The sequence below is a fragment of the Veillonella criceti genome, assembly GCF_900460315.1.
Classification (GTDB): Bacteria; Bacillota; Negativicutes; order Veillonellales; family Veillonellaceae; genus Veillonella_A; species Veillonella_A criceti.
The window spans coordinates 614,718-630,348 of record NZ_UHIO01000001.1; the positions used below are offsets into that span (position 1 = coordinate 614,718).

Sequence of the window (15,631 nt, forward strand, 5' to 3'; positions counted from 1 at the left end):
TCATTATTGCCGTTGTCGCACCGCTTCATACAGTAAAATCGCTGCCGCCACGGAAGCATTTAAAGAATTAAGACGACCATACATAGGAATCGTCACTAGAAAATCACAACGCTCTTTTGTCAACCGACTTAAGCCTTTTCCTTCATTACCAATCACTAGCACTAACGGACTTGTCAAATCAGCTTCATATAAAGTTTGTTGTCCTTCCATATGAGCTCCTAAGACCCAAAAACCTTGCTTTTTTAATTCTTCAATCGTCTGCGCCACATTACCAACTTGTACTAAAGGTATACATTCTAATGCACCAGCCGATGTTTTAGCAACGGTAGCATTGATTGGTGCCGTATGTCGTTTAGGAATCAAAACTGCTGTTGCACCACAGCATTCAGCTGTACGAATAATGGCCCCCATATTATGCGGATCTTCTATACCATCCAATAAAACAAGGATAGGCGCTTTATCGGTGGGCCAAGCAGCTAATACTTCTTCTAAGTCAGCAAATTTCACTTGTGAGGCCAAAGCAACAACACCTTGATGTACGACACCATTGGCATATTTAGCCAGTTGATTATCCCCAACGCGACGAATTTCAATCCCTTTAGATTTGGCAAGCCCTATAATTTCTTGCATCGAACCTTGCACTTTATCATTCGCAATAAAAAGGCGCTGAATCGTACGGTCTGCTTTTAACGCTTCGCGCACCGCATTGCGTCCTACAATATAATCACTCATAGTTATTCAGTCTCCTTTATTTCATCGAATTTAATGTGTATTGAAAAGCCTGTCCCATTAGCGTTTGTAAACGTTCAGTTTGATTCGTACGATATAAATACCCCAGAACCGCTTCAAAGGCCGTGCTAGCTCGATATTCTTGAACAGTGGCACTTTTCGGCACATGAACTTGACTATTGCGAGCCCGTTTAGCTACTTGCTGTTCAACGTCCGTTAATACTTGTTCTGTATCCCAAGCTTGTAATACTTTAGCTTGAGCCTTAGCACAGATAAAATCTGTTACCAAATTATGAAGTACTTGAACCTTCATAATACCAGCTTCTGTCATCCGTTCTCTCACAAATAGAGAATATACAGCATCACCTATATAGGCAAGCATGAGGGAATCCTCAGCATTTGCTGTTGTATTTCCCTCATGCTCAATTGTACCTTTTAGTTTTTCAATCGCTGTAGCTCGTAAAAATTGATAGCGCTTAAAGTTCACGTTTCTTCCACCGAGCCCCTTGTGGCGAATCTTCAATTACAACGCCAATATTAGCTAATTCATCACGAATAGCATCGGCTAAATCCCAAAGTTTACGTTCACGGCAATTCTGACGAACATTCAATATTACTTGCATTAATTGTTCATACTCTTCGGCGCCAGCCCCCGCATTAGGACCTTCCCAAGCTTGTTCTAAGATACCAAGGATATCCGTCATCATCTTGAAGATAGATTTAACTTCATCCAATGTTTTATGGCACACTTTGCCATTGCAATTTTGCACAGCTTGATAATAAATATTAATTTCTTTAGCTAAACCAAACATAGGGGCACCAGCTAAGGATGTATTAAAATCATCAGCCATGGCATCTTCAAATTCATTAGCATATTTACGAGCATTTTCTAATAGTGCTTTTGCTTCATCATCGCATTCGCCTTCTTCTTGATTTTCTAGATAAAGAAGATTTTCAATAGCTGTCGTCATACGTTCTAACGATTTATTAGCTTCTTCTAATCGTTCATCACTGAAATCCAGTGGGCTACGATAATGAGTGCTCAACAAGAAATAACGAAGTGCATCAGGACTATACTCTTCCAAAATATCTTTAACTAAGAAGAAGTTATTCAACGATTTACTCATCTTTTCCTGATTAATTGTAATAAATCCATTGTGCAACCAATAACGAACAGCTGGATGATGACCGGTACACCCTTCTGACTGAGCAATTTCATTTTCATGATGCGGGAAAATCAAATCACTGCCACCACCATGGAAATCAAACTCTTCGCCTAAATATTTATTACTCATAGTCGAGCATTCAATATGCCAACCCGGACGTCCTTGCCCCCATGGGCTTTCCCAAGATGGTTCACCAGGTTTTGCACTTTTCCATAAAGCAAAGTCCATTGGATTGTGTTTACGATCGTCTACATCTACACGAGCACCAGCTTCCATATCTTCTAATGTACGTCCAGATAATTTACCGTATTCTTCAAATTTTTCTACACTATAATACACATCACCATCTAATTCGTAGGCAAAACCTTTTTCAATAAGAGTGGCAATCATTGCTACAATTTCATCAATATGTTCCGATACACGTGGATATACATCAGCATGACGTACATGAAGTGCATCCATTACTTCAAAATAGGACTCAATATAGCGATTGGCAATTGTATCCCAAGACACACCTTCGCCATTGGACGTATTAATAATTTTATCATCTACATCCGTAAAGTTTTGCACATACGTTACTTTATAGCCAATATGCGTCAAATAGCGACGGATAACATCCCAAGTAACAAATGGACGAGCATTCCCAATATGAGGATGGTTATATGGCGTTACACCACATACATAAATCTTTGCTTCTCCCTCCTTTACTGGCTTGAATACTTCTTTTTCTCTTGTCATCGTATTGAATACTTTAATTTCTCTCATCGCTACCGATGCCTCACTTCCATAAAAATATAAAAAGCCACCATCTCATTACAGAGACGGTGGCCCGCGGTTCCACTCTGTTAAGTCCTATGTAGCACTCACTCAAACGCGTAACGGGCGTGACCGAATAGACATACTCATTTCAGTCTATTAACTCCCGAATGCATTTCCCTTGGCTACACATGAACCCTTCCACCATTTAGTTCTCGCTGTAAAGCTAGTCTCAAAGTACTTCTTTCGTTCATCGTCTTTAATAACAATTTTTATCGATATATAGAGTATAATAGCATGAAACCTAACTAAAGTCAATGTTTCTACGCTAACTGTCTATCAATAATTACAGCAAAATTAAATAGTGCTCAATTAGTTTAAAACTGTCAAATTATTTTGCTACAGAAGCAATATTGATGATTGTTTTAACCGCTAATTCCATATGTTCCACACAAGCAAATTCGTGTGGCCCATGTAAATTTTCTACACCAGTAAATAGATTTGGTGTTGGAATCCCCATAAAAGAAATCTTAGAGCCATCAGTGCCACCACGGATTGGCTGAATCAATGGTGTTACACCAGCTTTTTCCATAGCGGCTTTAGCAATTTCTACACATTCCATATGATCTTTAATTACATCATACATATTGTAGTAGCTATCTTTAAGCGTCAAGGTCACTACTTCACGACCATACCGTTCATTTAATACCTTAGCAGCCAGTTCAAAAAGTTTCTTCTTACTTTCAAATAAGGCGCGATCATGGTCTCGAATTATGTACTTCATCGTTCCTGATTCCACACCGGTTTCATTACTTGATAACATAATAAAACCTTCGTAATCTTCAGTCAGTTCTGGAACAGCTGCCTGTGGTAACATACGGTCAAATTCCATAGCTAATTTATTACAATTAATCATGGTGTTTTTAGCTGACCCTGGATGAACTGATACACCATGAAGTTCTACGGTAGCAGCACAAGCATTAAATGTTTCATATTCTAGCTCACCTAAGCGAGTACCATCAATTGTATACGCAAAATCAACGGGAAAATCTCTTACGTCAAATAAATCAGCGCCACGACCAATTTCTTCATCAGGACCAAAGGCACACATCACGAGACCATGTTTCACTTCTGGATGCATCTTTAAATACCGAAGCGCTTCCATAATTTCCACAATTCCCGCTTTGTCATCACCGCCTAGCAAAGTAGTGCCATCAGTAACAATTAAAGTCTGTCCTTTATAGTTATTTAAGTTAGGAAAATCAGCTACACGACTATATAATTCTTTATCTTTATTAAGGAGAATATCTGTACCATCATAGTTTTCAATAATACGTGGGGCTATATTTTCAGCATTATAATCAGCTGTGTCCATATGAGCAATGAAGCCAATAGCAGGAACAACTTCCTCTGTATTAGCTGGTAAAGAGCCAATGACAAAACCATTATTTTCATTGACTTTTACACCTTCTAACCCAATCTCTGTTAAGTCAGCAGCTAGTACCTTAGCAAATGCCACTTGTGTGTCAGTACTTGGCACTGTTGTAGACTCTTCGTTAGACCGTGTATTAGTCTTTGTATAACGCAAAAAACGTTCAACCATCGTTTCCATAATAATCCTCCTTAATAAAACAAACTATGAAACTGTTTAACTATGCCCCCACAGAGTTAAACAGCCATTTGACTGATTGTTTCATCTAAACGAGCTAATGTTTTTTCCTTGCCAAATAAAGTAATAATATAATTCAAATCTGGACCATGCATTTGCCCTGTAGTAGCAATACGAATTGGCATAAAGACAAACTTACCTTTTAATTTTGTCTCTTTCATAATACCTTTAATCGTTGCTTTTACCACATCTGGAGTAATGTCCTCTAAATCCGCAATAGCTTCACGGAATGCTTTAAGTACAGTTGGGCAAGACTCTTCCGCTAATACGGCCTTAATATCTTCAGCGTGAGTTTCATCAAAAGCAAACGTATCATCAAAAATTAGTTTTGCTTCTTCTTTAATTTGTGCGCCAAAGCTAATGTGATCTTTTAAGCATACACAAAGCATAATAAGTTTTGCTTTTTCAGTTTCATCAGGAGTTGCCGATGCATAACCAGCTTCTTGTAAATGAGGTAAACATAATTCATATAGTGCTTCATCACTTAAATTTTTCATATAATTGAAGTTAATCCAATTTAGTTTATCAATATCAAATACAGCTGGATTTTTAGCAACTCGGTCCATAGAGAAATTCTGAATTAATTCATCTTTAGTAAATAATTCCTGTTCCCCTTCTGGTGCCCAACCTAATAAAGCTAAGAAGTTGTCAATCGCATCTGGTAAGTAACCAAGTTGACGATATTGATCAACAGAAGTGGCACCATGGCGTTTACTCATTTTCTTATAATCCTTACCAAGGATAAGTGAAATATGACCAAACGTAGGTACATCCCAACCGAGCGCATTGTAAATCGCAATCTGGCGTGGTGTATTAGAAAGATGTTCTTCTGCACGAATTACATGTGTAATTCCCATTGTATGGTCATCAATGACAACCGCATAGTTATAGACTGGAATTCCATCTGATTTAACAATAACAAAATCACCAACACCATTGGATTCAAAAGATACATGGCCACGTACCATGTCATCAAATGCAAACGTTTGATTCAAAGGAACACGCAAACGAATCGTGTGTTTACGACCTTCTTTATCATAAGCTGCTATTTGTTCGTCTGTTAAATGACTACAATGACCATTATATTTTGGTGTTTCACCACGATCTAATTGTGCTTGGCGTTCAGCTTCTAATTCTTCTTCAGAGCAATAGCAACGATACGCTTTACCTTCATCTAATAAACGTTGTGTCACTTCTTTATAAATATCCAATCGTTCTGTTTGACGATATGGGCCATTGTCGCCCCCTACATCAATACCTTCGTCCCAATCCATACCAAGCCATTTAAGAGCTGCTTTAATATTTTCTTCACTCTCACGAGTTGAGCGAGCTAAATCAGTATCTTCAATACGAAGGAGAAATGTACCGCCTTCTTTACGCGCTAATAACCAATTAAACAATGCAGAACGGGCTCCACCAATATGAAATGGGCCAGTTGGACTTGGTGCAAAACGAACTTTCATCTTTGCCATGTCTATATCCACTCCTTTGCTATTATCTATATCACTAATATATTGTACATCACTAATCATAAGCTGTATAAAGTTGCCACCGCTTGAGCCGCTAACCCTTCTAAGCGTCCAAAAGCGCCTAATTTTTCATGAGTCGTTGCTTTTACACTTATGAACTCTTCGCCAATCCCCAAAACACCAGCTAAATTAGCCTTCATAGCATTAATGTGAGGTTTTAATTTAGGGGCTTCAGCGATAACCATAACATCTACATTATACGCCTTAAAACCTTTTTCGTGTAGTAACTTCACAACTTGCTTTAATAATTCCATACTAGAAGCACCTTTAAAGGCCTCATCTTCTGGCGGGAACCAATAGCCAATATCCGGTAAGCCAGCTGCGCCTAATAAAGCATCCATTAACGCATGAATTAGCACATCAGCATCACTATGTCCATCGGGACCAAATTCACTCTCAATCTGCACGCCCCCTAAAATACAAGGACGCCCCGTTTTAAAACGATGTACATCATAACCAAAGCCAACACGCATCATAGGTTCTGTCACTCCTAAATACTGTTTCGCTTTCACAATATCAGCTGGTGTTGTGAGCTTACAGTTTGTATAATCACTATTTACAATATATACTGGCTTTCCTTGATGTTCAACTAAGGATACATCATCAGTACCTACAAATTGCGTCTTCTTAGCATATTCTTGTGCCTCTAACAGCCAAGACCTTCTAAAACCTTGTGGCGTTTGCACCGCATACAATTCACTTCGCCGTAGCGTCTGTACCACAGTTTGATCATCTCGAACCTGTTTAATCGTATCTACCACAGGTACGGCAGCCACTGCTGCACCATGTTGTTGAGCCGCCTCAGCTACAGCGGTAAACAAAGCCGCCCTAGCCATTGGCCGAGCACCATCATGGACTAAAACAATATCCGCCGTTTCACTAGTCGCTTTGGTGCCTGCTAATACAGAATCTTGCCGCTCTGCACCACCAATAACCAATCTAGGTTGCCACGGTAAATTGGTTAAAGAGGCCACTTCATTTTGAATGGCCTCTTCTTCACCATCAGCTACAACTATAATGACTTCACTTAAATCAGGAACATCTGCCATATGTTGTAAATTCCATTGTAGCACAGAATACTTGCCTAAACGCAAAAAGATTTTATTCGCCTCACATTGCATTCGCTTACCAGCACCAGCAGCCAATAAAATACAACTAATCATTCTTTAGTTCCTTTCGCTTTAGCAAAAATCATTCGTCCAGCACTTGTCTGTAATACAGACGTTACCATCACATCAATAGACGTATCTACATACTGAGCACCATTTTCAATAACAATCATAGTGCCATCATCTAAATAAGCTACCCCTTGATTATCTTCTTTCCCTTCTTTGATTACCTGTACACGAATCCATTCACCAGGAATCATAGCTGGTTTCAACGCATTTGCTAAATCATTAAGATTTAATATTTCAATACCTTGCAAACTAGCCACTTTATTCAAGTTAAAATCATTGGTTATGATTTTCCATTTTTTATCAAGGGCTAACCGCATCAATTTAGAATCAACCTCTGTAATATCCTCAAAATCATCGTCAATAACTTTAATATCGATTAATTCTTTTTGCTGTAAACCTTGTAAAATATCAAGACCACGGCGACCACGATTCCGTTTGAGCACATCTGCTGAATCAGAAATATGCTGCAACTCTTCAAGAACAAATAAAGGTACTACCAAAGGCCCCTCTAAAAAACCGGTCGCACAAAGTTCCGCAATACGACCGTCAATAATAACTGACGTATCTAATAATTTGGCCACGGAAACTGATTCAAAATCAGAGACAGCTAAATGAGCAGGTGCTTCTACCTCTTTAGGAGCAGCCTCTTTCTTTTTATCCTTTACAATTGTACGATTTTGAAGCCAATTTGCATACAATTCCGGTCCCTTACGAGACGCTAATCGCATACCAATATAACCAAAAATAGCACTCAAAATAATAGGGATATATGAGCCAATGAGTGGTACACGATAAAATGCCAAGCCAATAAGATTTGCTATTATAAGTCCAAAGAGTAATCCGGCTGTACCGGCCATTAATTCCTGATTAGGTACTCGAGATAGAAGCCGTTCCATATTTTTAGCCAGTCGCAACCCTTGACTAATAATGGGCATAGCAATAAAGAAACCAATAACGGCCCCCAATAGACCACCGAATGCTAAGGCTAAAATTTTAATAATAGAAATGCCAAAGAAACCCATTGTCCAAAACTTAACATCAATAATTGGTTCTAATACTGGCATAATACTATCCGTCAACATGTATCCCATAATCCCAACCAATAAGGCTATGACATAACGTAAAATTTTATATATCATTTTTTCACCTCCTTTCACATCGTACTCTTCTATTGTACATTAAAACGCTAAATAAATCATAAACTTCTGCACAATTTTTCACCAAATTAAAACAACTTGAATAAAAATAGTTATAAAACCATAAAATACTTGTCCTTAAGTACTGTCAACCAAATACCAAGTGCATAGCCTCTTGCACAGTCGTAACACCATGCACAGAAATTCCCTTTCGATTTGTTTTGACTTGTTTACTATTTCCGGCTGGCACTACAAATCGTGTAAATCCCATTTTAGCTGCCTCAGCAATCCGCTGTTCAATCCGAGGGATACTGCGAATATTACCAGTTAGCCCTACTTCACCAAGAATAACCATATCAGCCGGTACGGGGCGATTTTTTAAATTAGATACAATGGCTACTGCTACCGATAAATCACAAGCGGGTTCATTAACTTTAAGGCCACCAATAACATTTACATATACATCTTTATTACCTAAAGTCAAACCGCAACGTTTTTCTAACACCGCTAATAAAATAATCAGTCGATTTAAATCATAGCCTATGGAGGTACGTCGTGGCATACCAAAAGCGGTAGTAGCGACTAAACTCTGTACCTCTACTAAAATTGGTCGGATCCCTTCTAGATACGCCATGACAGCCGATCCAGTTTCTTCTTCAGTTCGCTCAGCTAATAACGTAGCTGATGGATTCACTAACTCTGCTAACCCTTCTTCTTCCATCACAAAGAGTCCAGATTCTGACGTAGAACCAAAACGATTCTTAATGCCTCGTAAAATACGAAACTGATAAGAACGTTCGCCTTCAAAATACAGTACCACATCTACCATATGTTCAAGCATACGAGGCCCCGCAATATTACCATCTTTGGTTACATGACCAATAATAATCACTGGCACGCCCTGCTCTTTTGCGAAACGAAGTAAACGAGCTGTACATTCTCTGACTTGACCTACACTACCTGGCGTAGAATCTAACGCATCTGTAAACATGGTCTGAATAGAATCAATAACAAGTAAAGCCGGTTTATGTTGTGATGCTTCCTGTAAAATAGAATCCAAATTTGTATCTGCCATAACCGCTAGCTGATTACCTTCAATCCCTAATCGCTCCGCACGTAACTTCAACTGCATCTGTGATTCTTCCCCTGATGCATAGAGGACTTTGCCAAAACGTTCGGCAATTCGCCCTGACACTTGGAGTAAAATCGTTGATTTGCCAATGCCTGGATCACCACCTAATAACATCAACGCACCTGGTACAATCCCACCCCCTAGGACTCTATCGATTTCATCATACCCTGTAGACATACGTGGCGAGTCTTCTGTTTTTATATCAGACAGCGCTACTGGTTTCGTCGCTGAACGATCAACAGGCGCATAAGCAGCAGTTCCTTTACTCGTCGTCGGGCGCACCACTTCTTCAACGAGGGTATTCCATTCACCACATTGTGGACATTTACCTAGCCATCGAGCTGATTCAGCACCACAATTATTACAAAAATAAACAGTTTTAACTTTAGCCATTATATAATCCTTCTAATTTTCAAAATTTTGAACTCATTAGATAAAAAAATCACGAACACCATCTAAATAGTATTCGTGATTTTAAGTGCAATATCCTGCAAACAGAGGAGAAAATTTATAGTTTCATGTAACTGACAATTATACATCAGCCATTAAAGTATAACCTTAAGTTATTATACCACCATCGTAATGTCACCATCTACTACTTTTGCCTTAATAACAGAACCTTCGTGAGCATCACCTTTCAAAATTAAATCAGAAATAGGATCTTCAATCAAGCGCTGAATAGCACGTTTTAAAGGCCTTGCCCCATAAGCAAAGTCAGAGCCTTCTTTAACTAATATATCAAGAGCTTCTGGCGTAACTTCTAAGGTTAATTCACGTTCAGCAAGACGTTTAGTCACATCTTTAAGTAAAATATTAACAATTTTACCTAAATCTTCGCTAGTTAATGGATGGAATACAACCATTTCATCAATACGATTCAAGAATTCAGGACGGAAGTGTTGTTTTACTGCTGCTAATGTATTTTTCTTAGCTTCTGCAAAGGTTTCTGCTTCATTTTTCTTAGCCTCGTCTTTATTCTTAGCAGCTAAGAAGCCCATAGTGGCACTATCTTCTTTCAAGAACTTCGAACCTAAATTACTTGTCATAATAATAACGGTATTACGGAAATCAACCGTACGCCCTTGATTATCTGTCAAACGACCATCATCTAATACTTGAAGTAAGATGTTGAAGAAATCTGGATGTGCTTTTTCTACTTCATCAAAGAGAATTACACTGTATGGTTTACGACGTACCGCATCCGTTAACTGACCGCCTTCATCATAACCAACATATCCTGGAGGCGCCCCAACTAAGCGAGATACAGTATGTTTTTCCATATATTCAGACATATCAAGTCGAATCATAGCATTTTCATCACCAAAGAGGTTAGCTGCTAAGGAGCGTGCCAATTCGGTTTTACCAACCCCTGTAGGCCCTAAGAATAAAAAGGAACCAATAGGACGTTTTGGATCTTTTAGTCCAGCCCGTGCCCGACGAACGGCTTTAGCTACAGCTACCACAGCTTCATCTTGACCAATAACACGCTGATGAAGTTCATCTTCTAAACGAAGTAGTCGTTGTGATTCTTCTTCGGCAATTTTAGCAACAGGAACTCCGCTCCATTCAGCAACAACGGCAGCAATATCATCTTCTGTAACAACGAGCTTTTCTTCGTCTTCTTTACTACGCTGCGCCTGTTTAGCTTCAATGTCTTCAGTCAATTGTTTTTCTTCATCACGAAGTTTCGCTGCTTCCTCAAAATTCTGACTGGTTACGGCTGCTTCTTTTTCTTTACGCACATCAGCTAATCGTTTTTCTAAATCTTTTACGTCTGGTGGCGCTGTAAAGACTTTCATACGTACTTTAGAAGCCGCTTCATCCATTACGTCAATCGCCTTATCTGGTAAGAAACGGTCAGAAATATAACGATTAGATAATTCAACGGCAGCTTTTAAAGCCGCATCCGTAATTTTAGCCTTATGAAATGCTTCATAGCGGTCACGCAAGCCTTTTAAAATTTCAAGGGCATCTTCTTCATTTGGTTCCCCTACCAAAACAGGTTGAAAACGACGTTCTAACGCTGCATCCTTTTCAATATGTTTCTTATACTCATCGAGTGTAGTCGCACCAATAACTTGGAACGTCCCTCGTGCTAATGCTGGTTTCAAAATATTCGCAGCATCCATAGCGCCTTCCGAAGCACCAGCACCAACTAATGTATGAATTTCATCAATAAAAATAATCATATCATCGTGTTTTTGAACTTCATCGATTGCCTTTTTAAGACGTTCTTCAAATTCACCACGATACTTAGCACCCGCTAACATAGCAGTTAAGCTTAACGAAATAATACGTTTATCCCGCAAAATTTCAGGCACATTTTGGTTTACAATTCGCTGTGCTAGCCCTTCTGCAATTGCCGTTTTACCAACCCCAGGTTCCCCAATAAGAACTGGGTTATTTTTAGTACGGCGACTCAAAATTTGGATAACACGGTTAATTTCTGTATCACGCCCAATAACAGGGTCAATCTTACCTTGTTTAGCCAATTCATTTAAATCAGTAGCAAAATCTTTCAAATCACCTAAATTACTATTCGCAGCATGGCCACCAGTAGCACCACCTACACTAGTACCATCACTACCACTCTGTTCCGATCCATAAATACTATTAATAGCTTTTACTACATCGGAACTGCGAATACCAAATTCGTGTAATACAGCAACAGCTACACCACCACCATCTTGTAAAATACCGAGCAATACATGTTCAGCACCTACATAATTATGTTGCATGCGGTTAGCAATCTCTACCGCCAACTGTATAACGCGTTTTGTCCGTGGTGTCATATATAATTCATTACCACGACTATTACCACGACCAACAGCTGCTAATACTGCATCCTCCGCCGCTTTATCTTCCAAACCTAAGGAATGCAAAGCTTTAGATGCTACACTATTAGATTCTTCCAATAAACCTAACAGCAAATGTTCAGTGCCCACATAATCGTGGCCAAATTCCTGCGCCTTTTTTTGCGCAATGCCAAGAGCACGTTGCGCACCATCTGTAAAACGTTCAAACATACAATCACCTCATATCTATATGATACATCGTAAAATTTATAAATTTATGTTAGTTTAATTTTATATATATTAACTTTATATATTAACTTTATATATTAACGAGCCAAGCGATCTCTCACAACTTTTGCTCGATAACTATCTCGTTCAGATGCTGTCATACTTTCCTTACCAGCATACTTACTTAAGAAATTAGGTCGTGTAGTGACCACTAATTCATTAAATACATCGGCTGAATGCTGTGGTAATACACCTAAATCCATACCTAACTGGACATCGCTAAGAAGACCTAACGCCTCTTCACCAGAAAGACGTCGAGCATACTGCAAGGTACCAAAAGCACGCCATACCCTGTCTTCAAAAGCTTCAAAATCACCATTTCGAATCGCTTCACGCGCTTTTACTTCTTCTTGCACCAATTTTTCAAGCACTTTCTGTAACTGAGTAATTGTATCTTCTTCACTAATTCCCATCGTTACTTGATTAGAGATTTGATAAATATTACCAAGTGCCTGTGATCCTTCGCCATATAAACCACGCACGGAGTAACCTAATTGTGTAATACTACGAATAAGTCGATTAATACGACCCGTCATGGCTAAGGCTGGCAAGTGAAGCATCGCCGAAGCACGCATCCCTGTGCCTACATTAGTAGGACAAGCGGTTAAATAGCCATAACGTTCATTAAACGCATAATCACATTTACTTTCAATCGCATCATCAATTTTCAGCGCGTGTTCTAGTGCTTCTTGCAGATGAAGACCCGCTTCCATCGTCTGAATTCGGATATGATCTTCTTCGTTAACCATAATGGCTACAGAAGCATCATCAGCGACTACTAAACTGCGATAAGGTAACTTTTGGCCCATTTGTGGACTCATCAAATGCTTTTCCACTAAAATTTCACGTTCTGTGTCCGATAATTTATCTAAACTAATGTTGGAGTACTCACGACCGTCGGCGGCTTTTAAAGTGCCTAACACACCGCGCATCCGGCTTTCAACATCTTTCAAAGACGCTTCGTGATTCCGATTAGTAAATTGCAAGCTCTTAAAATTACGTGCTAATCGAATACGACTAGATAGTACAATATGAGAATGTATATCACCGATAGGATCTGTACTACGTAGCCAGCTACTTAAAGGTTCATCTAAAATTTTGTCTAACATAGTCACACCCCCTATTGATTATCCTTATGTATCGATTCTTCTAATACTTTAATTTCATCTCGCAACCGAACAGCTTCCTCAAACTGTTCTGCTTTTACAGCTTTATCTAATTCTTGGCGCAAACGCTTAATTTGATGTTTCGTTTTAAAAACACCTGTTCCTCGACTTGGTACACGCCCTTCATAGGACAAAGACCCTTGCAAACGTTTTACCAATGGTGCAATTTGCGCTTCAAAAGTATCGTAACAGTGGTCACAACCAAACTTACCTGTTTGATTAAATTCACTAAATGTCATGCCACATTGACTACAACGTGTTTCTTGCCGTGGATTTAATAGACTATCTGGATACAAAGTATTTGTAAAGAAATCATTAGTAAAAAAATCATTATCTAACAGCGATGGACCAAAATTCATAAAACCTTGGCTACCAAACCCATCATTTGGTTGCTTAGCTGCACAAACATTACATAAATGACGTTCAGTTTTTTTACCATTTACAACTCGTGTCATATGTACGGTTGCTTCATTTTGTTTACAATTATCACATAACATAACCCTTATCCCTCCTTCACCATAGCTACCACTTGTTCAAATAAGCGGCGTACTTTGTGCTCTCGAGTCTTACGTTCAGGCTCTTCCATCAATATTGCAAAGGCTTCATGTAAAAGTGCAGCCTCTCGTTTACGTAACAACTTTTGTTGCATTAATTCAAATAGAGAATTATCTATCATGCCCATAGTTAATGGTTTATCACTTGATTCAGTAGTTTGTTGCTGTTTTGGTGCTTCCAATAATGCTTTAACAGGAATCCGTGTAATACTAATAAAACCACCAAGGCCTCGACGAGACTCTACAATAAAACCGCGATCATTAGAAAACCGTGTACTTAGAACATAACTAATCTGTGACGGTGCACAATTGAGTTCATCAGCTAATTCATTACGACGTAACACAATACCTTCTTCTTTAGCTTGTTCTTCTAGTAACTTTGCTAAAATAAATTTTTCAATACGATCCGCTAGAATACCCATATGTCATCTCTCCAAACTGTTTATATATTATTACTATATCTTTCATAGATTACCTTCATTCTTTGTTCAACTTCGGTTATAGTCATTTGTCATTATTTGACTTTCTACTCTTTTGACTTTTTGTTCTTTTAACCTTGACTATATAATAATTGACTTTTTGACTTTTGTCAATAGAAAAGGTCAAATTTTTATAAAATTTTTGACTTTTTATTTTTTTGACTTTTTAAATATCATAACTATTACCTAATATACTTAAAACCTATTAATCATTTACACACTAAAAAAGCGCTCCGAAGAGCGCTTTTTGGTAGCTTATCATTAAGCTGTTGTAATTTTTATCAGTAATGCTTCTACTTAGAAGCAAAGGGTATTATTAACACTTGCCTAAGCCTGTGTTAGTATTGAATTATTGTTGACGATTACCCAAGCGAGCATCCACGAACAATTGGCTTGCACGGCTATCACCAGCAAATGTAAATTCATCAACTAAATCACGAGCACTAGCTTCTTCTTCAACCTGTTCAGTAATAAACCAGTTTAAGAAGTTAACTGTTGCATAGTCTTTTTCTTCAGTAGCTAATGCATACAAATCATTAATTTTACCAGTAATAACTTGTTCATGATTATAAACCATTTCAGCTACTTTCAATGGATCAGAGACTTCAACAGCCTGTGCTTTAATATCACCCAATGTAGTCGTAGCATTACGGCTTTCTAAATAATCAATAATTTTAAAAGCATGATCCATTTCTTCTTGGTATTGTAAACGTAACCATGCTGATAAACCTTTAAAACGAGCATCAGCCATTGCCAAAGACAATGCTAAATATAAGTATGCGGAATTAAATTCAAAAATAACCTGTTCATTTAATGCTTTTGCGATATTCTTATTCATAAAAATGTCACCTCAAACCTTTCCTATTATATAATTTTAATATTAAAAACTTAATTAAATAAAGTTATAACTAAAGTTACTAACCTTAATTGATTCTCTGTAAGTACTTATTATTGCTTACATATTCATTATAACACATCGATAATTATAAATCTAGTCTCAATTTTCAATTTTAAATTTAATTGATAATTTGAGATTGTTTATCATTTATCATCT

Annotated in this window: 13 protein-coding genes and 1 other annotated feature; all 13 genes read right to left on the reverse strand. The window is 38.2% G+C overall.

Translation table 11 applies throughout. The annotated features are described in order from the left end of the window. Nucleotides 1-3: 3 nt before the first annotated feature. The 13 genes from rlmB to DYE54_RS02875 all read right to left on the reverse strand — a co-directional run bounded on the left by rlmB (nucleotide 4) and on the right by DYE54_RS02875 (nucleotide 15,415). The gene (rlmB, locus tag DYE54_RS02815) at nucleotides 4-732 is read right to left on the reverse strand and encodes a 23S rRNA (guanosine(2251)-2'-O)-methyltransferase RlmB (RefSeq protein WP_115309812.1); all 729 of its coding nucleotides are present in this window, start codon (nucleotides 730-732) and stop codon (nucleotides 4-6) included. 16 nt (nucleotides 733-748) lie between these two features. Further along, nucleotides 749-1,216, reverse strand: coding sequence for a Mini-ribonuclease 3 (locus tag DYE54_RS02820; protein ID WP_115309813.1), 468 nt, complete (start codon nucleotides 1,214-1,216; stop codon nucleotides 749-751). Further along, nucleotides 1,206-2,660 carry a cysteine--tRNA ligase gene (gene cysS / locus DYE54_RS02825; protein WP_115309814.1) on the reverse strand — a complete coding sequence of 485 codons (1,455 nt, stop codon included), beginning with the start codon at nucleotides 2,658-2,660 and terminating at the stop codon, nucleotides 1,206-1,208. The genes DYE54_RS02820 and cysS overlap by 11 nt, the downstream gene beginning before the upstream one ends. Before the next feature lie 49 nt (nucleotides 2,661-2,709). After that, nucleotides 2,710-2,914, reverse strand: a binding site (T-box leader). 128 nt (nucleotides 2,915-3,042) lie between these two features. Then, entirely contained in the window at nucleotides 3,043-4,263 is a 1,221-nt protein-coding gene (gene pepT, locus DYE54_RS02830; RefSeq protein WP_115309815.1) for a peptidase T, read from the reverse strand. 56 nt (nucleotides 4,264-4,319) lie between these two features. Then, nucleotides 4,320-5,792, reverse strand: coding sequence for a glutamate--tRNA ligase (gene gltX / locus DYE54_RS02835; protein ID WP_115309816.1), 1,473 nt, complete (start codon nucleotides 5,790-5,792; stop codon nucleotides 4,320-4,322). Nucleotides 5,793-5,848: 56 nt separating this feature from the next. Continuing rightward, the gene (gene ispD, locus DYE54_RS02840; protein WP_115309817.1) at nucleotides 5,849-7,012 is read right to left on the reverse strand and encodes a 2-C-methyl-D-erythritol 4-phosphate cytidylyltransferase; all 1,164 of its coding nucleotides are present in this window, start codon (nucleotides 7,010-7,012) and stop codon (nucleotides 5,849-5,851) included. Beyond that, nucleotides 7,009-8,166 (reverse strand): PIN/TRAM domain-containing protein, encoded by a 1,158-nt coding sequence (locus DYE54_RS02845; RefSeq protein ID WP_115309818.1) that lies wholly within the window; start codon nucleotides 8,164-8,166, stop codon nucleotides 7,009-7,011. Before DYE54_RS02845 ends, ispD begins: the two co-directional genes overlap by 4 nt. A 145-nt stretch (nucleotides 8,167-8,311) precedes the next feature. Then, entirely contained in the window at nucleotides 8,312-9,688 is a 1,377-nt protein-coding gene (gene radA, locus DYE54_RS02850; RefSeq protein ID WP_115309819.1) for a DNA repair protein RadA, read from the reverse strand. 173 nt (nucleotides 9,689-9,861) lie between these two features. After that, a complete protein-coding gene (locus DYE54_RS02855; RefSeq protein WP_115309820.1) occupies nucleotides 9,862-12,321 on the reverse strand; it encodes an ATP-dependent Clp protease ATP-binding subunit in 2,460 nt (819 codons plus the stop codon). A 95-nt stretch (nucleotides 12,322-12,416) separates the two neighbouring features. Beyond that, nucleotides 12,417-13,487 carry a protein arginine kinase gene (locus DYE54_RS02860; protein ID WP_115309821.1) on the reverse strand — a complete coding sequence of 357 codons (1,071 nt, stop codon included), beginning with the start codon at nucleotides 13,485-13,487 and terminating at the stop codon, nucleotides 12,417-12,419. 11 nt (nucleotides 13,488-13,498) lie between these two features. Next, entirely contained in the window at nucleotides 13,499-14,041 is a 543-nt protein-coding gene (locus DYE54_RS02865; protein WP_115309822.1) for a UvrB/UvrC motif-containing protein, read from the reverse strand. Between the two features lie 5 nt (nucleotides 14,042-14,046). Next, complete coding sequence (locus tag DYE54_RS02870) at nucleotides 14,047-14,520, reverse strand: CtsR family transcriptional regulator (RefSeq protein WP_115309823.1); 474 nt, start codon at nucleotides 14,518-14,520, stop codon at nucleotides 14,047-14,049. Between the two features lie 406 nt (nucleotides 14,521-14,926). Further along, a complete protein-coding gene (locus tag DYE54_RS02875; protein WP_115309824.1) occupies nucleotides 14,927-15,415 on the reverse strand; it encodes a ferritin in 489 nt (162 codons plus the stop codon). Nucleotides 15,416-15,631 lie beyond the last annotated feature (216 nt).